This window comes from Campylobacter showae (assembly GCF_004803815.1).
In the GTDB taxonomy this organism is placed as follows: Bacteria; Campylobacterota; Campylobacteria; order Campylobacterales; family Campylobacteraceae; genus Campylobacter_A; species Campylobacter_A showae.
Window position 1 is genome coordinate 1,132,036 of sequence record NZ_CP012544.1, and the last position, 20,215, is coordinate 1,152,250.

Sequence of the window (20,215 nt, forward strand, 5' to 3'; positions counted from 1 at the left end):
TAATATCGCTTTTTTGATTTAACTCTATCTTTCTAAGGAAAAAAACGGATGAGCTATACCAAAAAAGACCTCGTAACCGCTGCAAATTTAACCAAAGACGAAATTTACCATTTCCTAAATTTAGCCAAGGAGTTTAAGGCGCTAAACAACTCCGAGACCAAAAAAGCCAAGTCGCTCTACGGCAAAACGACCGTAAACGCCTTTTTCGAAAACTCGACTAGGACGCGAACGAGCTTTGAAATCGCGGCTAAGCGCCTAGGAGCCGACGCTATAAATTTCACCGCCTCAAGCTCCAGCACCAAAAAGGGCGAGACGCTCATCGACACCGTCCGTAACATCGTCGCGATGAAAACGGACATCGTAGTAGTGCGCCACTACAGCTCGGGTGCGGCTAAATTTATAGCTGAAAATACCGATGCTCACGTCGTAAATGCCGGCGACGGACTAAACGAACACCCTAGCCAAGCGCTGCTTGATCTTTTTACTATACTGGAAAATCGCGGCAGCCTAGAAAATCTCACGGTCGCCATCATCGGCGATGTCTTTCACAGCCGCGTAGCGCGATCAAATATCTACGTCCTAAAAACGCTCGGAGCCAAGGTTAAGCTCTTTGGCCCGCCGATGTTTTTAACGGGCATGGAGGCTTTTGGCTGTCAAATTTGCTCCGATATGCGTGGGGCCATCGAGGACTCGGACGTCATCATCATGCTGCGTATCCAACTCGAGCGCCAGGACGATGAGATCGCATTTCCGTCCGTACGTGAATACTCCAAATTTTTTGGCCTAACCCAAGCCAAAATGAAATACGCCAAAGATGGCGTCATGATCCTACACCCAGGCCCGATAAACCGCGGCGTCGAGATAAACTCCGACGTAGCCGACGATCCGCGCTACTCGCACGTGCTAAATCAGGTCGAAAACGGCGTCGCCGTCAGGATGGCGATCCTAGAAACTCTCATCAAAAATAAAGGCGCAAAATGAAAACTCTCATCAAAAACGGCACGATCGTAAATCATAACGGCTCACAAAAAGCAAACGTTCTGATAGATGGCGACAAGATAGCTCTCATCACCGCGGACGAACCTGCGGCCGATAAGATAATAGACGCTAGCGGCAAGCTAGTAATGCCTGGCCTAATCGATATGCACGTGCATTTTCGCGACCCCGGCCTTGAGTATAAAGACGACATAAACACGGGCTCAGAGACTGCTGTCGCGGGCGGCGTAACAACCTGCTGCCCGATGGCAAATACAAATCCCGTAAACGACAACGCCGTCGTCACGCGCGATATGGTAGCTAAGGCAAAAGCTCGCGGCCTCATCGACCTGCTTCCTATCGGTGCGATAACTAGCAAGATGGATGGCAAAAAGTGCGTAGAGATGGGCGATATGACCGAGGCGGGCGCAGTGGCGTTTAGCGACGACGGTCTACCAGTAGCTAGCAGCGACGTGATGAGATACGCGCTTGAATACTCAAAGCACTTCGGTAGCTTCGTCATCAACCACTCTCAGGACTGCTCGCTATGCCGCGGCGGCCACATGAACGAGGGCCGCGTCTCGGCAATACTAGGCATCAAGGGCATGCCGCGCGAGCAAGAAGAGATCATGGTTTCGCGCGATCTACTGCTAGCCAAGCTCACGGGCGGCCACATCCACATCGCGCACGTTAGCTCCGAGTGGTCGCTAAAGCTCATCGCACAGGCGCGCGCAGCCGGCATAAACGTGACCTGCGAGGCGACTCCGCACCACTTTACCTACACCGAGGACGAGCTGCTAGGCTACGATACGAACTTTAAAATGTCGCCGCCGCTTCGCACCAAATCAGACGTAGAGGCAATCAGAGAGGGGTTAAAAAGCGGCCTAATCGACGTCATCGTGACCGACCACGCCCCGCACCATAACGACGAGAAATTTTTAGAATTCGACAAGGCACCGTTTGGAATACTCGGCCTGCAAACCCTCGTGCCTATGACGCTAGAGTTGGTAAACGACGGCGTGATAAGTATCGAGCAGATGGCGGCTCTGACGTCCTATAATGCAGCAAAAATTTTAAAACTAAAAGACAAAGGCGTGATCGCGGAGGGCTACCTCGCCGACATCGCGATAATCGATCCAAATTTCGAGTATCTATACGACAAAAGCCTAAATAAATCAAAATCCCAAAACTCCCCGCTGCTAGGCAAAATGCTAAAAGGCGCGGCGGTAATCACGATAAAAAGCGGCAAAACGGTGTTTGAGTTTCCAAACGTAGTGGCGTGATCCGATCAAATTTAGCATAAATTTGAAATTTGACTTTGCGGCGGTTGAGGCTGCCGCGAGGTCAAATTTTAACAACGACTAAAATAAAATTTAAAACCATAAGGCGAGTATCGCAAAATAAACCCGCGACCAAAATTGTCAAAAATACAAAAGAGCAGTTTCTTAAAAACATTTTTATCGCTTATTTTGTTGCCTCTTTCGGGATTTTTATCATCCCCGAGGATATATTATCTAGTTGCAAAATTTGCCGCGATTTCGTAGCGGCTATGAAGCACATCCTTCCAAATATCCAAATTTTTAGCGATATAAGTCCGTTTAAGCAAGAGATACAATTTTACACAAGCTATATGTGGGTGCTTGGGCTGCTACTGGCGATAATTTTGAGTGCATTATTCATTATGTCCGGTAAACGCAAAGCTCCGAACATAAGCTGGCCGATATCGATGCTTGGTCTTATACTTAGCACATTTATTATATATGATTATTTCTTTGGTTGCGTAGGCGTAGACGGCATAGTTTTACGCGACGGAACTCGCACCCAGATAACCTTTGATACAAAATTTGAAATATTTGCCGCCATAACGGTTTTTCAACTTTTTTTCTCTTTACTTGGACTGTTTTTATCGGTCGTCTTGTTGCGAGATTTATTTTTTAAGATTTTCTACAGAGAAAAAGAGAGCAAATAAATTTAAATCCGTTTAAAATTTGCGGTTTTGATATCGGCGAATTGAAAAATGCAGGTTGCGCCGCGCGTTTTGATTATGAGAAAATCGGCCTAGATTTATCAAGCCAATTTTTTGCTAAAGCTAAATTTGACCCGTAATTTAGCCATGTGTTTTATTCAAATTTTACGCCGCTCGCTCAATCCGCCTATTTTGACGCCTTGCCGGCTCGCTAAAGCTATCCTTTTGGCGGCTATTTTTAGCCTCCAAGCCAAGCCCAAATTTAAATTTGTCAAATTTGCCGCCCGACTAAGCCGTAAATTTGCGCTTACGCATTTTTGTCAGCTCAAATTTGCAATCGTCGCCGAGTCAAATTTAAAAGCTAAACGGAGCAAATTTACGCCGTTGCAAGCCACTCCTATAGCCAAACCGCCAAGCCTAAATAAAAGCGGCGCGATTACTCCAAAAATAGCATGAATTAAACCCCGTGCCGTCCTCTAAGCCGCCCCAAAACGACGCGAGTAAATTCACGCCGCCGGCGTCAGCTCGATCGATGATAAAAAACCGATCAAGCCGACCGCAAGCGACGTAAATTCGTCAAATTTGACTCAAATTTAGCCTCACGCGTCCTTGCCGCTTATCGCATACGCCGAGCGTAAAAACACGTCCGTGCCAGATAGTAGCGCGCTCTCGTCAAAATCAAACGCGCCGTTGTGATGGCCTGCGGCGAGCTTGGTGCCGATCATCAGGTAGCCGCTTTTGCCGCCTGCTTTTTGCACGGCGTGCATAAAGTGCGCGAAGTCCTCGCAAGCGCCGAAATTTAGATCCCGCACGATGAGCTCATCTTTGATAAAAGGTGACTGGCGCGCGGCGCGCTCGTAGATATCCGTGATCTCCTCGCTGCTATCGCCCCCGCTCGTGCCGCCGGTTAGCTTCACGTCGTACTGCACGCCGTACATCTGCGCGACGCCCGCGACGATGTCCATACATTTTTTAAACATAAATTCATTTAGCTCGGTCGTTTCGCCGCGCGTTTCGCAGGCGATGTAGCCGTTTGGCGCAATGACGTTTCGCCCCTCGCCCGCTCGCAAAACGCCCACGTTTATACGCGTGACGCCGTCAGCATGTCGCGTGATACCGTGCATGGCTAGAGCAGCCTGCGCTGCGGCCAGTAGGGCGTTTGCCCCTTCCTGCGGAGCGCCCGCCGCGTGAGCCGATCTACCCGTGAAATTTACGTCAAATTTCGATGTCGCAAGAAGCTTGTTCGTACCGCAGATGATGCCGCCGCTAGTCTTTGCCTGAAAGCCGATATGACCGCCTAGCAGGTAGTCCACGCCCTCTAGCACGCCTGCTTGCTCCATCGGCACGGCGCCTCTGGTGCCCTCCTCGGCGGTTTGAAATATAAATCTAAATTTGCCTTTAAAGTCGTCCAAATTTTGCGCGATGAGTTTAGCCATCGCAAGGCCGATCGTGATGTGTCCGTCATGCCCGCAGGCGTGAGTGATGCCGTCTATATCGGCTCTAAAGCCCTCTTTAAACGGCCTATGCGCCTCATCCTTGCTCTCGGTCACGTCCACGCCGTCGATGTCGAATCTAAACGCAAGCGTCTTGCCCGGCCTACCCGTATCAAGCTCGGCCACTACGCCCGTTAACCCATCCTCCATCACGGGTAAAAACTCTCGCTCATCGGCGCTTAGCAGGCTTTTTGCGCGTTCTAGATACCTCTCTTTATCTTTCTCGCTGCCAAGACCTGCTCTGGCTTCCGGTTTCATTATCTCGCGTCCCATTTTTAGGCTGTAGCCGAGCTTTTTTAGCTCGCTAGCGATCTTTGCCGTCGTAAAAAACGTAAAAAATCCCGTCTCGGGATGTGAGTGAAAAAACCGCCTGTTTTTCACCATTTCGTCTTTTAGCGCTTCAACCTTTGCTCCTATCGCGTCCATTTTTGCTCCTTAAATTTGAAATTTTTATTATTTTACTTAAAGATATATTATACATCAAGATTAATTTTAAAAGCTTAAATTTAGGCTCTAAAATGATAAATTTGACTCTTATTTTTGTAAGGCTACCTTGCTTGGCGTAAATTTGATTAAATTTACTTTTCTTGCCGTGGATATTTCGGTCGGTTTTAAAACCATGATTTGCGCCAAAGCGGTACGGGTTTGGCGAGCTAGGCAGTAAAATTTGGGCGTTAAAATTTGAGTTCAAATTTAAAATGCACGTCAAATTTGAACTTAAATTTACAAAACGAGACAAAGAGACAAATTTGACTTCAGTCACCGTGCTAAAAACTCAAATTTGCCCAGCAATCGGCCTATTGTAAGCTATTTTTTAGTTTCATTATCCGCTCGTAGGATTCCTCGATACGCTCTTTTGGTATCTGTTTGGCGCCCACCGCATCCACGACTAGCTGAGTGACGAGCTCCGCGGTCCTGCGCCCATCTATCTTGTAGTCACTAAAGAGCATCACGTCGCCGCCTGCGTTGATAAAGTTTATCACCTTTTCTTGCAGCGTAAAGTCCTTTAGTCCGCCCATTAGCATATCGTCGCTGATGACTACGCCGTCAAATTTTAGTTCGCCGCGCAGCAAGCCGTCGATGATCGCTGGCGAGAGCGAGGCAGGCAACTCGGAGTCGCGCTGCATGAGGTAGATGTGCCCGACCATTATCATCTTGGCTTCGTTTTTGCAAACCGCGTCAAAATACGGCTTAAGCTCGCCGTAGTCGAAATTTTCTATCACGACCTTTGCCGTGTGGCTGTCGGCCTCGACGTTACCGTGGCCGGGGAAGTGCTTCATCGCAGCTATCACGCCGCGAGCCTGCGAGGCTCTCATAAACTCGCTTGCGTACAGCGAAACCTCGTCTATATCGGTACTAAACGCCCTGCCGCGCGAGCCTATGATGGTGGATTTTGGATTTAGCACGTCGGCCACTGGAGCGAAATTTACGTTTACGCCGACGTCTTTTAGCTGCTGTGCCATCTTGCCGTAAAGCTCGCCAGCAGCGCCTAGATCAAGCGTTTTTGCCACTTTTTGCGCCGAGATAAAGGTCTCAAATCCGCTCTTATCTTTAAATCTCGTGATCTGTCCGCCCTCCTCGTCGATAGCGATAAAAATGCCTTTTTGCGCCTCTTTAAATGCGCTTGTTAGCGCCTTGAGGTTCTTTTTGTCAGAGATATTTTTACCCAGCAGCATCACGCCGCCAAAACGCTGATATTTAGCCTCCGAGACGGCTTCTTTGGCGGTTTTGGGATCAGAGCCGTTGAAACCCACCATTATCATTTGGGTTATCATTTTGCGAAGAGTCGGCTTTTCTTGCGTTTGCGCATCGGCGGCGTTTAGCGCGGTCGGCAAACTCGCCAAAAACAGAGCCGAAAAAAGCGCGGCGATAAATTTTTTCATATCTTTCCTTTTTGTTTTTGTGGATTTTACACTATTTTAGATAAATTTAAGGACTCTTGGCGCGATTTGGACGCGCGGGCAGACTAAAGCAACAAAATTTGAAATCTATAAATTTCTTGTAAGGTTGCAAGCGGGATAAAGCTTAAGGACAAACAAACACTAATAAAAAATAATGCAAACTTGATCTTGGAGGCTTTGGCAATACTCTTACTTGATTGATATTTATGTTTGGGCGGTATGGATATTGTTGTTTTTATTTTTCTTTGCTAGCAAAAACGATATAAACAGAGTGGGCAAACATCGTACCAAATTTAACTTTTTTAAAATTTGCGAACAAAATTCGTTCAGGATTGGAGTTTTTAAAATTTAAGCCCAAAGCAGACAAATAACGGTCATACAAACCAAATTTACCTGCACCGCAAAATGCGCTTTTTAGCCAAATTTTATTTTTTACTTAGTAGATCCCTCAAGCTTTCCTGCACATCTTTGCCGCGTAGCATCGCCGCAACCTCGTTTACTATCGGCGTATAGATGCCTTTGCTAGCAGCGATCTTTTCTATCGCGTAGGAGGTGTCCACGCCCTCTGCGACCTCGCCTAGATCGTTTAGGATTTTATTAAGGCTCTCGTTTTTAGCAAGCCCCAAGCCTACGCGGTAGTTGCGCGAGAGCACCGATGAAGCCGTAAGAAATAGATCGCCCGCGCCGCTAAGACCCAAAAACGTCTGATGCTGCGCGCCGAAATACTCGCCAAACCTCGCCATCTCGACAAGTCCGCGCGAGATGAGACTGGCGCGAGCGCTGTTACCAAGCCCGAGCCCGTCGCAGATACCGCCCGCGATAGCGATGACGTTTTTATACGCGCCCGCGATTTCCGCACCAATAACGTCGCTGCTAGCGTAGGCTTTGATATTTTGCGGGAAAAGCCCTGAGATCTCGCGCGCTAGGACTTCGTTTTTGGAGTTGATCACGAGCGCGCACGGAAGGTCGTTTTGTATCTCTTTAGCAAAGCTCGGTCCCGATAAAAAGGCCAAATTTGCCGCATCTACGTGCTGTTCGTAAATCTCATCTAAAAATCGCAAACTCGAGGTTTCGATACCTTTTGAGGCGACTAAAATTTTCTGTCCAAAGTTTTTAAAATTCTCTTTTAGCCAGCCGCTAACAGACTGCGAAGGTATGGCAACGACTAGCAGATCGCGCTTTAGCGCCTCGTCTAGGCTCACGAAATGCGAACCCTCAAGCTGCCTGCGCGAGCTGATAACGCAGTCGTTTCTTTGCGAAAGCGCATGAAAAAGCGCGCTACCCCACTTCCCCGCTCCGATGATGGCTATTTTCATTTTTTCTCTTTTTTGTGATTTACGTTTGCTTTAGCTAAATTTGACCGACCCACTCGCAAGTCCAAACCTTACTTTTGTGAAAATTAAACGGATTAAATTTAACCGCGCTGGCCATCTCTATAAAACAAAAAAATGGCGCTATAAATTTAATTTCTGGGCCAAATTTGACCCGAAAACACGCGTCGCCAAATAACACTAAAAGGCGACGCAAGTCAAATTTATCCTAGTTTTTCTTTTAAAAGCTCATTTACTTTTGCGGGATTAAACGCGCCCTTGCCCTCTTTCATCGTTTGTCCGACGAAAAATCCGAAAAGCTTGTCCTTGCCGCTTTTATACTCGGCGACCTTGTCGGCGTTCGCGCTTAAAATTTGATCTATTATCGCTATGATGGCCGAGTCGTCGCTGACCTGTTTTAATCCCAATTTTTCGATGACGGCGTCCACGCTACCCTCATTTTCCATAAGATAGTCAAGCACCTCTTTTGCCGCCTTAGCGCTTATCGTACCGTCTTCTATGCGGCGTAAGAGCTCTATCATCTTAGCCGAATTTACGGGCGATGTCTCGATCGTAGCGCCGTTTTTTAGGCGTCCCAAAAGCTCGACTATGAGCCATGTAACGGCAAGTTTTGGCGATATTTTAGCCTCTACAAGCTCCTCGAAATACTTCGCCGTCTCCACGCTGCTAGTTAAAATCAGCGCGTCATCCTCTTTGACGCCCAGCTCACGCTCGTATCTAGCGACCTTTTGTTCGGCAAGCTCAGGGATCTTGATCGCTTCGTTATACATCTCCTCCGGGATCTCGACGGGCAGCAAGTCAGGATCTGGAAAATATCTATATTCGGCGCTATCTTCTTTGCCTCGCATAGAGCGCGTGACCAAATTTACGGTATCAAAAAGGCGAGTCTCTTGATAAACTTCCTCATCGTATTTGCCGTCTTCCCATGCCGCGCTTTGACGCTCGACCTCGTAGTCGATCGCTTTTTGGATAAATCTAAACGAGTTTAAATTTTTAATCTCGACGCGCGTATAAAGCTTGCTGTCGCCTTTTGGGCGGATACTGACGTTGGCGTCGCAGCGAAAGCTTCCCTCTTGCATATTAGCGTCGCTAATGTTTAAAAATCGCAAAATCGAGTGTAGTTTTTTTAGATACGCGACCGCCTCGTCGGAGCTGCGCAGATCAGGCTCGCTCACGATCTCAAGCAGCGGTGTGCCAGCACGGTTTAGATCGACTAGACTCTGTCCGCTCTCGTGAATGTTTTTGCCCGCGTCCTCCTCAAGGTGCGCGCGAGTGATACCGATGCGTTTTTTCTCGCCGTTTACGTCGATAAAAAGCTCGCCTTTTTCCACTATCGGTATCTCAAACTGCGAAATTTGATAAGCTTTTGGAAGGTCTGGGTAAAAGTAATTTTTACGGTTAAAAACCGAGCGTTTATTTATAGTCGCATTTACCGCCGCGCCAAAGCTTATCGCCTTTCTCACGGCTTCTTTGTTTAGCACCGGCAAAGATCCAGGTAACGCTAGGCAAGTCGGACAAACGTGCGTATTTGCCTCATCGCCGAAGCTCGTAGAGCAAGAGCAGAAAATTTTAGTTTTTGTATTAAGCTGGGTGTGAACCTCAAGCCCGATAACGACTTCAAACATAATTTGCCTTTTATTTAAAATTTAGGGCTTATTTTAGCAGGATTTTTATTTAAGTTAGATAAAAAGAAGGGTTTTGCGCCCGCCGATTTTTAGCGTATTTTAGCTGGCGGACGCGTAAATTTAAATTTTAGTGCTCGTCGTGGCTGATCAAGATCGCGCCGGCAAGATACACGTAAGTAAGAATCATAAAGATAAATGTTTGCAAGCACGCCATAAACGTAAGTAAAACAAACGCCGGAAGCGCAGCGTATGACGCAAGAGCAAGTACGACCAAAAGGAACAAATCATCGCCCTTGATGTTACCGAAAAGTCGGAAAGAAAGCGATACGACGCGAGACAGATGCGAAACGATCTCGACGATAAACATTATCGGAGCTAGCCATTTGTTTGGTCCCATGAAGTGAGCAAAATACTTAACCACGCCATTTACGCGGATACCTTCGTAGTGGTAAAACACGAAAACCACGAGCGCTAGTGTAAGGGTCAAATTTAAGCTCGAGGTCGGAGCCTCAAATCCAGGTATTATGCCTATTATGTTACTTACGAATACGATCAAACCAATGGTGGCGACTAGCGGCAGGTATTTTCTAGATAACGCTTCGCTGCCTAGCACGTCCTTGCCCATGGATACGACGCCTTCTAAATACGCTTCGAGGATGTTTTGCGTTCCGCGAGGTACGAGTTGCAAATTTTTAGTTGCAAATTTTGCCACGATAAGCACGATAATCGCGACTAAAACGAGATGTCCCGCGTAATTTACCGCGTGGATAACGTGCTCGTTGTCGGTAAACAAAGAAGCGATCCAACCTGTAAACAAAAACAAATTTTCTTGCATGGATTAACCTTAGATTTATGAAATTTAACGGCAATTTTATCCAAATAAACGTTAAAAGTTTTTTAAGCTTACCTCAAATTTCGCCCGAATTTTAGCTTTTTTGTAAAATTTGGCTCAAATTTAGTCGCCGTTTTTTAAAACTCCCGCTCACGCAAAAAATCTATCGTAAACGAGCTTTAGTATCGTAGCACCCACGACGGCTAAAAACACGACTCTAACAAATTTAACGTCCTTTTTTATGACCATATTTGAGCCAAAATACGCGCCCAAAACCTGCCCGACGCCCATCAAAAGCCCGACCGCCCAAAGTATCTGCCCGCCAGCGATAAAAACGGCTAGAGAGACGATGTTGCTGGTAAAATTTAGGATTTTCGTGTGCGCGACGGCTTTTTTCATATTTAGTCCGATGAGCGCAACCATCGCAAACGTCCAAAAACTGCCCGCACCAGGTCCGAAAAATCCGTCGTAAAAGCCCAAAATAAGCCCGAATATCACGTAAAAAGCTCGCGCGTTCATGCGGGCGGCTCTGTCCTCATCGCCGACTTTTGGCATCAAAAGCGTATAAATGAAAATCGCCATCAAACAAAACGGGATAATAACGCGCAAAAATTCGGCGCTCAAAAACAAAATAAGCACCGTGCCGACGCACGCGCCGATAAAGGTAAAAACGATCCCGATAAAAACTTCGCGGAAATTTATCATGCCTTTTCGGGCGAAATTTAGCGCCGCGGTGAAGCTACCGAAAGTACCTTGGAGCTTGTTCGTCGCTAGCGCCACGTGAGGCGGTACGCCCATCGCCATGATCGTGGGTAGCGCGATCAGTCCGCCTCCGCCCGCGATCGCATCGACGAAGCCGGCCGCAAACGCCGCCGCAAAAAATATCAAATACGCCGTAACGCCGAAGTCAAAGTCCATTTTTGCCCCTTCAAAAAATAAAATCATACTACGAAAAATTTAAAAAATTTATAAAACTCGGCCTTTTGTTTTACTGCGGTTAAAATTTAATAAAGCGGCGAGTAAATTTTGCCGAGCTGGGTTAAATTTAGCGGTTTAAGGTTGCGGCGCATTTTGTAAATTTTGCGGGCGCGCTCGGCGATTTTTTGAAGTTTTAGATAAATTTTGCAAATTTGAGCTCTATTTAATAGCGGCAAATTTGATATAGTTTTTAAAATTTAGTTTGCGAAAACCGCGCGGACAAAATTTGGATATTTTAGAAGATTGATTGAGATTTTGCTTTTTTGAGATGCGGGTTTAAAAACATACGAGACGCCAAATTTAAAGCTGGGTTAAATTTGACTGAAAAAGGAAATAAAAAAGATGTTCGCCGACCGCCGAGCGCGGCAAATCGGCGAATGCGGGATTATTTTATAACGCCGCAAACCATTCTAGCGCCGCCGCCGCCAAGAGGCTTTGGATGGTCGCTGTGGTTATCGCCGCCAACGTGGATCATTAGCGAGTGACCTTTTAGCTCGTCGATAGTTTTGATTTTCGGAGCTAGCACCGGATAAACCGCGTTACCCTCTGCATCAACGAAAAGCGCAGGTAAATCGCCCTTGTGGCCGTTGTCGTCCCATGCAAAAGAGTGTTTTTTGGTGTCGCTTGGATCCCAGTGACCGCCCGCTTTCATGCCTAGACCCTTTTCATTAGCGCCGCAGTCAGCGTTTTGATGCACGTGAAATCCGTGCGCGCCGCCCTCAAGGCCTTTAAGATTCGGGAATAACGCCACACCGTAGTTAGTCTCGACCGCTACAACCTCGCCCACGACGGTATTGCCTTTTTCGCTTAGTTGCTCCATAGTTACGACTAGGTGTTTGCCAGCCTTTGGATCAAAGACTTTTTCCTCGTGCGCAAGGGCGCTAGTAGCGAGTAGGCAGCCTAGAGCCGCGCTAGCTAAAACGATTTTTTTCATTTTTTCTCCTTAAAATGTAATTGCGGTGTAACTATAGCCTAAATTTGATTAATTTCGGCTTTAAATTTTCTTAAATTTAATGCGCCGCGATGCCTCAAATTTGCCGCCGTTTCGCATAAAGCAAAACCCGTCAAATTTACTTTATCTCGCTTAAAATTTGCGCCAGTTCGCCGCTTTGCCCGATGCGGTAGAGCGCGAAATCGTATTTGATCGGATCTGCGGGGTCAAATTCGCAAAGCATGTCCGTAAGCTCGCGCACGGCCTTAAAATCATAGCTTTTGCGAGAGATTAAGCCCAAATTTAGCGAAACTCGGTGCGTATGCACGTCAAGAGGTATGAGGAGCTTGCTTTTTGGCAGGCTTTTAAAGAGCCCAAGGTCGATGTCGCTATCGCGCACCATCCAGCGTAGAAACATATTGTAGCGTTTATACGGGCTTTGCGGCGCTTTTTCGTATGGCTTACCAAAGAAAAACTCATACCCCTCCGAGCGGTAAGGATTTAGCGAATAGATAAATTTAATAAGCTCGTTTATGCCGTCTACCATCGAGCCGTTTTTTTCAAAGCCCGATCTCACCACGCTTTCGATATCGCCGTGCTTTTTCAGGCGTGAAAGGGTGATGAAAATCTGCCGCACGTCCTCGCAGCTTTGAAAGCGGTATTTGTGCTGCGTCAAATTTGAGGCGATTTCCTCCTCGCTTTTATCCAGCAACGAGAAGTCGAGCGAATTTAGGAAATTTACGATGAGTTTTGCGTTGCCGTAAGCAAAAAGCGCGCAGATGAGGGTAATCTCAGGCGTTTTAAATTTACTAGCGACTTGCAGCGGATCGGCGGCGGCAAACAGGTCCGCATGGGTGTTTTTAGAGATTACGTTTTGATCCAGGAGGGTTTTTAAGTCCATTTTTAGCCTTTTTGGACGAGATTTTAAACCAAAAAGGCTAAAAGAAATTTAAATTTATTGCTTTAGCGTGAGCAAGGTATCGAGCATCTTTTCTACGGTCGTGATGATTTTAGCCGCCGCACCGTAACTGCTTTGAAAGCGTATAAGGTTTGTCAGCTCCTCGTTTAAATTTACGCCGCTAACCGACTGGTACTCAGACATAGCAACTTTATGGATAGCTGTATTTGCGTCGTTTAGATCGTTATTTGTCTGAGTTTGGCTAGCTAGATCGGTGGTGATATAGCGGTAATATCCCTCGACGCTCTCTTCCTTGTCCGCATGCTTGTCGGAGTAAAATATGATTTTTTTATACTGCATTTGCACCATATCGTTTGCGACTTCGTTGTTGCCAGGAGTCGGGTTTGAGTAGGCTTTTAGCTTGTGCGGATTTTCCATCAGCTCGCTTTTTACGCTCATATTTTTCGCGTTTCCGCCCTCAAAAACTCTATTTACCCCGATAATACCCGGGAAATTGGTACCTTTATCGACGAAAGCGACGCTGTATTCGCCGGCATTTCTTTTAGCTGTTACGCCAAACGTGCCTTTGCCCGTCGTCGCGTCGTACTGATAGTTTGCCTGAAAATAATCGTCCACGTCGTTTAGCGAGTTATTGTCGCCGTTGTCGTCAGTGTCGGAGTTAAAGTCCCGCACGATAGAGTTGCCGCGAGTATTGTCGTTTATAGTAGTAGAGGCGTTTATGTTTATCGTTTTTCGAGCGACCTCTTGGCCTTGATTGTTATAAACTACGACGTCAAAGCTACCGTGTTTAATGTCGTCGTTAAAATTCATCAGCGTCCTAGAGTCGCTTAGACCGTCTAGCTCGTCAGTTACGGCGTTTTCTACGGCCGATCTTGCGTAGATATTGTTCGTCTCGTTTATGATGCCTTTGGCGAAGGTATTTAGGTTGTCGATGTATTTTTGTATCGTTCCGTCTTGAAATTCTCCGTTATCATCCACTCTTCGTCCGCGTAGATCCAGCGCGGCGCCTAGTTTACCGCCCGAGATTCGTCCGTTTAGATCGACTTTCTTGCTATCGTCTCTTTCGAAAAATACACCTTTAAAATCGCTCTTGTCGCTTATCCTATCGACTGTTAGCGGATGATACGTCGTGCCATCTACGATATTAAATCCTGAAATATTTATCTGATGCTTGGTACCCATATCGGTTACGGTCGGATCGATATTGTTGCTTTGTAGTTGCCCCTTAAATACGCTTATGCCGGCAATTTTCGACATCGCTAGTTCGAGCTGATCGCGTTTGTCGCGCAGATCGTTTGCTCTAGTAGTGCCGACTGATTCGACGCGCACGATCTCTTTATTTATCTGCGCGATTTGCTTGGCGTATTTGTTGATTTCATTTACGGCGACTTCTATCTGCGAGTCCACGTCCTTTTGGATCTTGGTTAGCATATCGTGGGCTTTGTTGATACTGTTTGATAGCGTTGCGGCCGAATTTAGTAGATTTACCTTCTGAGAACCCTCGGTTGGGTTAGAAGCGAGGTTGTTCCATGCATTAAAATAATTTTGCAAATCCCTACCTATGCCTACGCTTTGTAGATCAGGGAAGCGCTGCGAAATCTCCTCTAAAATTTGCTTTTTATATTCGCTTGATTCTAAATTTATATTTGAAGTTCGAAGTCTAGCAAACGTAAACTCGTCATGCACGCGTACGACCGTATCGACCTTGGTGCCAGTACCGATGTCGCCCGGCATATCGTGAAAAGGCTCTCTGGCAGACTGCACGACGCGCTGTCTAGTGTAGTGCTCGCTGTCGGCGTTTGTGATGTTGTGTCCTGTCGTAGTGATCTGCGTCTGCGCGGCATCTAGGCCGCTAACTCCAATATGTAAAGACGAAAATATATTAGCCATTTTTTAAACCCTTGTTTTAAATAAACTTTCAGGCGTCAAGCCTTCTTTATCGTAGCTGCCAGACTCGCTTTTAAACATGTTTTTTAGCAAGCTATCGAAAAATTCTTTTACTCCGACGACGTATTTTGCGTATTCTTTGTTTTTTGAGTAGAGCTCTTCAAGCTTTGAGCGCATAAGCGCGAGAGATGATTTTACCTCATCGTCAAGGATAGAGCTTAAATTTGCCCCGCCGTTTTCCTTTGAGACTCTTAAAAGCTCTTTATCTAGCAGCGATTTTATAGATTCGAATTTTTTAACCAGCTCGTTTTTGCGTTTGACGCTATCATCGACCTTAGTGTGATCAGCTAGTTTTATCTTTTCTATATCTTCCGTAGTTTGGGCGATGAGCTCGTCTAGCACGCCCATCGCCTCATCTAAATATTTTTTAAGCATTTTTGTCCTTTCTTTTTACGCAAGGACAAAAAATCTTATAAAAGCGTATCGGCAATGGCTTTTGCAGTCTTGGACATATCTAGTTTATATGTCCCGTTTGCGATCTGCTCAGCTATCTTTGCAACCTTGCTTTCTTCTTTGCCTTGTGTTTTTTCCATGTTTTCGCTCTTTTTTACGTCGTTTGAGCGAGTGATTTGCTGCGGGCTCATGCCCAGTTTAGCTCCCAAAGTTCCTATCATTTTCAAGCCTTTTTAGATTTGTTAGAAACTAAATCGGCAAATTTTGAAATTTCTTAAGCCCTTTCTTTCAAATAATTAAATAAAAGTTCGCTAAAGCCTAAATTTCCGCTCAGAGCCTTACTCATCGTGTCGTTATACATCGAGTGATAGATCTCGTCTCCGGCATCTTTGCCAAATAACGGATTTTCGTCCTTTAGCGCGATATCTAGCACGCTTTTAACCAAAAACGCCTCAAAAGCATCGGTTTGCTCTTTTAAAAGCGCGTCTTGCTCGCTCTGAGGCTTATCCGTGCGTCTATTTTCGATAGAGCTCGTGGCAAATTTATTGTAGGAGCTTAAAGCCGCCGAAGTATCTACGTTTAACATTATATTATCTCCAAATTTACATGTATGGCGCCCACACGCTTTAGATTTTCCATGATCGCTATGATGTCGCTAGGAGTCGCGCCCATCTTACTTAGCGCCCTTGCTACGCTAGCTACGGTTGTTTTTTCGCCGCTGATTTTTAGCATATTGGTTAGCGGATCGACCGCTGCGCCGTCTTGCAAGTCGATTGTTTGCCCGTTTGCAGCCATATCGCCATACGAGCTAGGTTCTATCTTTATCGTGATGTCGCCGTGCGTGATGACGACGGGATCGACCGTGATATTTATGCCGCTTACTATCGTGCCGGTGCGCTCGTCGATTACGATCTTATCTAGCGCTTTATAATCCACGTCCAAATTTAACACCCTAGCTACGAAATCAACCATATTTACTCCGTTTGGCTTAGCGATCCTGATCGTTCTGGAGTCAACCGCTACGGCGCTATCGCCGCCTATATTTAAATTTACCGCTCTTTGTATATTTGAAGCGGTGTCGAAATTCGACTCTTTTAAGCTTAAAAATATCGCTTCTTGATTATAGATATCGTACGCGATCTCGCGCTCCACGATTGCGCCGCTTGGGATCGTGCCCGCGGTTACGTGGTTGCCGCCTTTACTTCCGCCTCCGCGAGATGCGGTTTTGCCGCCTATAGTTAGCGAGCCCTGAGCTAGAGCGTAAATGTCGCCGTCCACGCCCTTAAGCGGAGTCATCAAAAGCGTTCCGCCCTGAAGGCTCTTTGCATCGCCGATAGATGATATCACGACGTCGAGCTTATCGCCCTGCCTAGCAAACGGCGGCAGCTTTGCGATAACCATTACCGCGGCGGTATTTTTTGATTTGATGTCGTCTGGCTTGATTTTTACGTTCACGCTTTGAAGCATATTTGAAAGAGACTGGATCGTAAACTCAGAGCTACTGCCGTCGCCAGAGCCGTTTAGACCGACGACCAGACCGTATCCGATCAGCTGATTTTCCCTCACGCCAACGACGTTTGCGATGTCTTTTATCTGCGCCGCAAAAGTCGATATGGCAAGGCTCAGCAAGCATGCCGCTAGTTTCATTTTCGTCCTTAAATTTGTATTTTCAAGGACTAAAAGCAATTAGTATTCCAAATTTGATGCAAGAATTTAAGAATAGTAACTAAGCGAGGTGTTTCCGAATTTTTTAGATTTTAAAAGAGTAAATGCGCCGATGTTTTCTGGTAAATTTAGGTGGCTAGCATGCTCGAAAGCGATCAGGTAAATTTTATCTTTAGGCAAATTTAGCGCCAAATTTACGCACTTTTCATAAACGTCCGCAAATCCGTCTCTGATATCAAAAGGCGGATCAAGATACAAGATAACGGGTAAATTTTGCTTCGCGACGATAGCTGGCGTTATCTCAAAAGTATCTCCGTTTACGACCTCAAGCTCGTCGCCGATAAGCTTGGCGTTTTGCAGTGCGATCTTATAGGCGTTTTTGTCGATTTCTATCGCGTACGCCTTTTGTGCGCCGTTGCTTAGCGCTTCTGCGGCCATCAGCGCGCTACCGCCAAAAGCCTCGATAAAAATTTTACCCGCTAGCTCATAGCGAAACGAGTCGAAAAACGAACCTTTTACAATGTTTTTCGTGCTCCTTGTGGTTTGAAGCGAGGGCAAAAGCAGCTTTTTACCTTTAAATTTACCGCTTGAGATAGTCGCGTAGAGATTTTTCAACGATTTTTCCTTAGAATCGCGAGTAGATCTTCTTTAAATTTATCTATCAAATTTGAAACCTCAAGCTCCAAATTTGAACCGTTTTGCGGCGCGGCTTCTTCTTTTATAACAAATGCAGGCGAGGTTGTGCGAGAGGGCGCAATGGGCTCTGAAAACTGAATCGCCGAGTAAAACTCCTCAAGTGCGGAGACAAGGGCCTCTTTGCTAAAAGGGATTTTTAGATGAGGCGAGTGCTCGGCGATCACAAAAACAGGCTTTTTAGCCTCTACCTTTTTGTCCGCCACGATAAAGTCGCAATCTTTTCTAGGCGAGATAAAATCCCTCAAAAATAGCCTTAGCGACTCCCCCAGCAAAATGCAGTCGCATTCAAACGAAACTTTCACGAATTCTCCTTTTTCTCGCCTTAATTTAGGCTGGATTTTAACAAATTTATGCGAAAATTTAAATTAAGCAAAAATTTTCCCGAACGGGGCTAAAAAAATTTGCAAATTTGACGATATAGAAGCTAGCAAACATTTAAAGGAGAAAATATGGAAATTTTCAAAGTAGCAAGCCAGCCGATGGCAAATGTAGCTACAAGCTCGCACGCACAAAGCTCTACGCAAACCAGAGAGGTCGAAAGGACGCAGATCCAGCAAGACGCAACCCAAAATTTAACCGAGCAAAATAACGAAACGCTAAGCAAAGAAGTAAAAGAAGCCACGGAAAAGCTAAATAAACAAATGGAAGATCTAGGCACTAGCATACGTTTTGGTTACAACGACAAAATAGGCGCGATGTACGTAAACGTCATGGAGATGAAAACCGGCGAAGTAATCCGCAAAATCCCGACCGAACAGGCAATGAAGCTAAGCGAATATTTTAGAGAGGCGGTCGGAGTTTTATTTGACAAGGAGAGCTAAAAATGGCACTAGGTAAAGTTTCTTCGCTTGGCTTTGGTAGCCAAGTTTTAACGCAAGACGTTATAGATAAGCTAAAAGCCGCCGACGAAGCGGGTCAGATAAAACCCGTAACCGCTAAAATCACGGCAAACGCGACAAAACAAAAAGATCTAACGGCTCTAAAAACGCTGATCGGCACCTTTCGATCCTCGGTTTCAACCCTAGCAGACGATAGCTCATATCAAAAAAGAACCACTAGCTCAGATGGAAAGAGCGCAGATATAAGCGTGAGTGCGGGCGTCGCGGTACAAGATATCGACATAGATGTTAAGCAACTAGCCAAAAAAGACGTTTATCAAAGCACTAAATTTGCCACCTCAAGCTCGTTTATCGGCAAAAACGGAACCTTTGGTATAAAAGTCGGAGACCAAACCTATAAAATCGAGGCTAAAAACTCCACTACGCTAGAAGAGCTAGCCGATAAGATCAACGAGGTCACAAACGGCGCCGTCTCGGCAAAAGCGATGAAGGTCGGCGGCGAAGATCCATATCAGCTTATATTGCAGTCCAAAGAAACCGGCGCAGAAAATAAAGTAGAGATAACAAATGTCGATAGTGACGGCACGGCCCTAACCGGTGCGGACGACGTTTTGCAAAAATTAGGCTGGGATAGCGCAAATATCGCAAACAACAAAATCTCAACGGCACAAGACGCCGAGTTCGTCTACAACGGCATTACGATAAAACGAAGCGGCAACGAGGTAAAAGATCTAAATTTAGGAATGACGATAAAACTAAAAGATACTGGTAAGACGACTTTTAGCGTCAAAGAGGACACGAGCGCGATAAAAGAAAGCATGCAAAGCATGGTAACGGCGTATAATAATCTCGTAAACAACCTAAAAGTCGCTACCGATTATGATTCGGACACTAAAAAATCGGGCACTTTCCAGGGCGTAAGCGAGATAAATACGATAAAATCGACGCTAAATAAAATTTTATTCGGCAATCAGACCTACACGAAAGATAACGTAACAAAGACGGCAAATTTAGCCGACTACGGTCTAAGTCTAAATAAAGAAGGCCTGCTAGAGCTAGATAGCTCAAAACTCGGCAAAAAACTAGATGAGGATTTGCAAAGCGTCCAAAAGATATTTGCCGGTGGCACCACCTATGGCACGGCTCAAGTTCTTAGCTCAAAACCGGTAGACAGCGGAGCGCTCACTATCGGCGGCGACGATCTCGTGATAAACGGGAAAAAGATAAATTTAGCCGCTACGCCTGCGTCAAATTCGGCAAAAGAAAACGCTCTAGCGCTACTAAAAGCTATAAACGACGCCGGGATATCGGGCATACAAGCGACTCTAACCGCAAACGAAGACGGCATATCGCTAAAAACTACAAACGGTACGGCGATAAGTATAAAGGGTTCTGGAGCGGCGCTAAACGCCGTGGGCTTTAGCGAATCAACCGTAACACCGAAAAATACGACCGTAAACGGCATCTTTTCCTCGGCGAAAAAGACTATAGACGGGCTAATCAACTCAAAAAACGGCTCTTTAACCAAATACGGACAAAGCCTGATCGAGGAGAAAAAAACGCTCGATGCCGAAAAAGAAAAGACGCAAAAGTCACTAGACGCAAAGTACGCCACGATGGAAGAGCGATTTTTGGCATACGACAAGATCATCAGCAAGTTAAATAGCGAATTTTCGTCGCTAAAATCGATGATCGAAGCCGAATATAACAAGAAATAAAAGGTA

General features: G+C 46.0%; 21 protein-coding genes. 5 read left to right on the top strand and 16 right to left on the bottom strand.

Going from position 1 to position 20,215, the window contains the following annotated elements:
• Positions 1 to 48: 48 nt before the first annotated feature.
• From CSHOW_RS05525 to CSHOW_RS05535, 3 genes are all read left to right on the top strand, one after another.
• A complete protein-coding gene (locus CSHOW_RS05525; protein WP_004321327.1) occupies positions 49 to 981 on the top strand; it encodes an aspartate carbamoyltransferase catalytic subunit in 933 nt (310 codons plus the stop codon).
• Entirely contained in the window at positions 978 to 2,258 is a 1,281-nt protein-coding gene (locus CSHOW_RS05530) for a dihydroorotase (protein ID WP_004321326.1), read from the top strand. Before CSHOW_RS05525 ends, CSHOW_RS05530 begins: the two co-directional genes overlap by 4 nt.
• A gap of 266 nt (positions 2,259 to 2,524) precedes the next feature.
• Complete coding sequence (locus CSHOW_RS05535; protein ID WP_157753469.1) at positions 2,525 to 2,944, top strand: hypothetical protein; 420 nt, start codon at positions 2,525 to 2,527, stop codon at positions 2,942 to 2,944.
• A 596-nt stretch (positions 2,945 to 3,540) separates the two neighbouring features.
• On the opposite strand, the gene CSHOW_RS05540 is transcribed toward CSHOW_RS05535, so the two are convergent.
• From CSHOW_RS05540 to CSHOW_RS05615, 16 genes are all read right to left on the bottom strand, one after another.
• Positions 3,541 to 4,860, bottom strand: a complete 1,320-nt coding sequence (locus CSHOW_RS05540) for an amidohydrolase (RefSeq protein ID WP_004321316.1) — start codon at positions 4,858 to 4,860, stop codon at positions 3,541 to 3,543.
• Positions 4,835 to 5,173, bottom strand: coding sequence for a hypothetical protein (locus CSHOW_RS05545; RefSeq protein WP_004321313.1), 339 nt, complete (start codon positions 5,171 to 5,173; stop codon positions 4,835 to 4,837). The genes CSHOW_RS05540 and CSHOW_RS05545 overlap by 26 nt, the downstream gene beginning before the upstream one ends.
• A 58-nt stretch (positions 5,174 to 5,231) precedes the next feature.
• Complete coding sequence (locus CSHOW_RS05550; RefSeq protein ID WP_004321311.1) at positions 5,232 to 6,317, bottom strand: glycoside hydrolase family 3 N-terminal domain-containing protein; 1,086 nt, start codon at positions 6,315 to 6,317, stop codon at positions 5,232 to 5,234.
• Between the two features lie 443 nt (positions 6,318 to 6,760).
• Positions 6,761 to 7,651, bottom strand: coding sequence for an NAD(P)H-dependent glycerol-3-phosphate dehydrogenase (locus CSHOW_RS05555; protein ID WP_004321307.1), 891 nt, complete (start codon positions 7,649 to 7,651; stop codon positions 6,761 to 6,763).
• Positions 7,652 to 7,869: 218 nt separating this feature from the next.
• Entirely contained in the window at positions 7,870 to 9,291 is a 1,422-nt protein-coding gene (gene gatB / locus CSHOW_RS05560; protein WP_004321301.1) for an Asp-tRNA(Asn)/Glu-tRNA(Gln) amidotransferase subunit GatB, read from the bottom strand.
• Positions 9,292 to 9,418: 127 nt separating this feature from the next.
• Positions 9,419 to 10,126, bottom strand: coding sequence for a F0F1 ATP synthase subunit A (locus CSHOW_RS05565; RefSeq protein ID WP_002953298.1), 708 nt, complete (start codon positions 10,124 to 10,126; stop codon positions 9,419 to 9,421).
• Between the two features lie 147 nt (positions 10,127 to 10,273).
• Positions 10,274 to 11,041 (bottom strand): TSUP family transporter, encoded by a 768-nt coding sequence (locus tag CSHOW_RS05570; RefSeq protein WP_039895254.1) that lies wholly within the window; start codon positions 11,039 to 11,041, stop codon positions 10,274 to 10,276.
• Between the two features lie 445 nt (positions 11,042 to 11,486).
• Complete coding sequence (locus CSHOW_RS05575) at positions 11,487 to 12,035, bottom strand: superoxide dismutase family protein (protein WP_004321292.1); 549 nt, start codon at positions 12,033 to 12,035, stop codon at positions 11,487 to 11,489.
• A gap of 136 nt (positions 12,036 to 12,171) precedes the next feature.
• Positions 12,172 to 12,933 (bottom strand): TIGR02757 family protein, encoded by a 762-nt coding sequence (locus CSHOW_RS05580; protein ID WP_004321290.1) that lies wholly within the window; start codon positions 12,931 to 12,933, stop codon positions 12,172 to 12,174.
• A gap of 54 nt (positions 12,934 to 12,987) precedes the next feature.
• On the bottom strand, positions 12,988 to 14,841 hold the full coding sequence (gene flgK, locus CSHOW_RS05585) for a flagellar hook-associated protein FlgK (RefSeq protein WP_004321289.1): 1,854 nt from the start codon (positions 14,839 to 14,841) through the stop codon (positions 12,988 to 12,990).
• A gap of 3 nt (positions 14,842 to 14,844) precedes the next feature.
• Positions 14,845 to 15,273: a flagellar export chaperone FlgN gene (gene flgN, locus CSHOW_RS05590; protein ID WP_004321287.1), complete on the bottom strand. Its 429-nt coding sequence runs from the start codon at positions 15,271 to 15,273 to the stop codon at positions 14,845 to 14,847.
• Between the two features lie 35 nt (positions 15,274 to 15,308).
• Positions 15,309 to 15,512: a flagellar biosynthesis anti-sigma factor FlgM gene (locus tag CSHOW_RS05595; protein ID WP_002953309.1), complete on the bottom strand. Its 204-nt coding sequence runs from the start codon at positions 15,510 to 15,512 to the stop codon at positions 15,309 to 15,311.
• 53 nt (positions 15,513 to 15,565) lie between these two features.
• Positions 15,566 to 15,877: a rod-binding protein gene (locus CSHOW_RS05600; protein WP_004321285.1), complete on the bottom strand. Its 312-nt coding sequence runs from the start codon at positions 15,875 to 15,877 to the stop codon at positions 15,566 to 15,568.
• A complete protein-coding gene (locus tag CSHOW_RS05605) occupies positions 15,877 to 16,938 on the bottom strand; it encodes a flagellar basal body P-ring protein FlgI (protein WP_039895253.1) in 1,062 nt (353 codons plus the stop codon). Before CSHOW_RS05605 ends, CSHOW_RS05600 begins: the two co-directional genes overlap by 1 nt.
• A gap of 66 nt (positions 16,939 to 17,004) precedes the next feature.
• Positions 17,005 to 17,571: a 16S rRNA (guanine(966)-N(2))-methyltransferase RsmD gene (rsmD, locus tag CSHOW_RS05610; RefSeq protein WP_004321282.1), complete on the bottom strand. Its 567-nt coding sequence runs from the start codon at positions 17,569 to 17,571 to the stop codon at positions 17,005 to 17,007.
• Complete coding sequence (locus CSHOW_RS05615) at positions 17,568 to 17,954, bottom strand: hypothetical protein (protein ID WP_004321280.1); 387 nt, start codon at positions 17,952 to 17,954, stop codon at positions 17,568 to 17,570. The genes rsmD and CSHOW_RS05615 overlap by 4 nt, the downstream gene beginning before the upstream one ends.
• 147 nt (positions 17,955 to 18,101) lie before the next feature.
• On the opposite strand from CSHOW_RS05615, the gene CSHOW_RS05620 reads away from it, so the two are divergent.
• Positions 18,102 to 18,473: a FlaG family protein gene (locus CSHOW_RS05620; RefSeq protein WP_004321278.1), complete on the top strand. Its 372-nt coding sequence runs from the start codon at positions 18,102 to 18,104 to the stop codon at positions 18,471 to 18,473.
• A 2-nt stretch (positions 18,474 to 18,475) separates the two neighbouring features.
• The gene (fliD, locus tag CSHOW_RS05625) at positions 18,476 to 20,209 is read left to right on the top strand and encodes a flagellar filament capping protein FliD (RefSeq protein ID WP_004321276.1); all 1,734 of its coding nucleotides are present in this window, start codon (positions 18,476 to 18,478) and stop codon (positions 20,207 to 20,209) included.
• Positions 20,210 to 20,215: the final 6 nt, after the last annotated feature.

What these genes read in the sequence shown, in the direction of transcription:
- CSHOW_RS05525 (WP_004321327.1), top strand. Translation starts at nt 49, where the DNA reads ATGAGCTATACCAAAAAAGACCTCGTAACCGCTGCAAATTTAACCAAA.
- CSHOW_RS05530 (WP_004321326.1), top strand. Translation starts at nt 978, where the DNA reads ATGAAAACTCTCATCAAAAACGGCACGATCGTAAATCATAACGGCTCA.
- CSHOW_RS05535 (WP_157753469.1), top strand. Translation starts at nt 2,525, where the DNA reads ATGAAGCACATCCTTCCAAATATCCAAATTTTTAGCGATATAAGTCCG.
- CSHOW_RS05540 (WP_004321316.1), bottom strand. Translation starts at nt 4,860, where the DNA reads ATGGACGCGATAGGAGCAAAGGTTGAAGCGCTAAAAGACGAAATGGTG.
- CSHOW_RS05550 (WP_004321311.1), bottom strand. Translation starts at nt 6,317, where the DNA reads ATGAAAAAATTTATCGCCGCGCTTTTTTCGGCTCTGTTTTTGGCGAGT.
- CSHOW_RS05555 (WP_004321307.1), bottom strand. Translation starts at nt 7,651, where the DNA reads ATGAAAATAGCCATCATCGGAGCGGGGAAGTGGGGTAGCGCGCTTTTT.
- gatB (WP_004321301.1), bottom strand. Translation starts at nt 9,291, where the DNA reads ATGTTTGAAGTCGTTATCGGGCTTGAGGTTCACACCCAGCTTAATACA.
- CSHOW_RS05565 (WP_002953298.1), bottom strand. Translation starts at nt 10,126, where the DNA reads ATGCAAGAAAATTTGTTTTTGTTTACAGGTTGGATCGCTTCTTTGTTT.
- CSHOW_RS05570 (WP_039895254.1), bottom strand. Translation starts at nt 11,041, where the DNA reads ATGGACTTTGACTTCGGCGTTACGGCGTATTTGATATTTTTTGCGGCG.
- CSHOW_RS05575 (WP_004321292.1), bottom strand. Translation starts at nt 12,035, where the DNA reads ATGAAAAAAATCGTTTTAGCTAGCGCGGCTCTAGGCTGCCTACTCGCT.
- CSHOW_RS05580 (WP_004321290.1), bottom strand. Translation starts at nt 12,933, where the DNA reads ATGGACTTAAAAACCCTCCTGGATCAAAACGTAATCTCTAAAAACACC.
- flgK (WP_004321289.1), bottom strand. Translation starts at nt 14,841, where the DNA reads ATGGCTAATATATTTTCGTCTTTACATATTGGAGTTAGCGGCCTAGAT.
- flgN (WP_004321287.1), bottom strand. Translation starts at nt 15,273, where the DNA reads ATGCTTAAAAAATATTTAGATGAGGCGATGGGCGTGCTAGACGAGCTC.
- CSHOW_RS05595 (WP_002953309.1), bottom strand. Translation starts at nt 15,512, where the DNA reads ATGATAGGAACTTTGGGAGCTAAACTGGGCATGAGCCCGCAGCAAATC.
- CSHOW_RS05600 (WP_004321285.1), bottom strand. Translation starts at nt 15,877, where the DNA reads ATGTTAAACGTAGATACTTCGGCGGCTTTAAGCTCCTACAATAAATTT.
- CSHOW_RS05605 (WP_039895253.1), bottom strand. Translation starts at nt 16,938, where the DNA reads ATGAAACTAGCGGCATGCTTGCTGAGCCTTGCCATATCGACTTTTGCG.
- CSHOW_RS05620 (WP_004321278.1), top strand. Translation starts at nt 18,102, where the DNA reads ATGGAAATTTTCAAAGTAGCAAGCCAGCCGATGGCAAATGTAGCTACA.
- fliD (WP_004321276.1), top strand. Translation starts at nt 18,476, where the DNA reads ATGGCACTAGGTAAAGTTTCTTCGCTTGGCTTTGGTAGCCAAGTTTTA.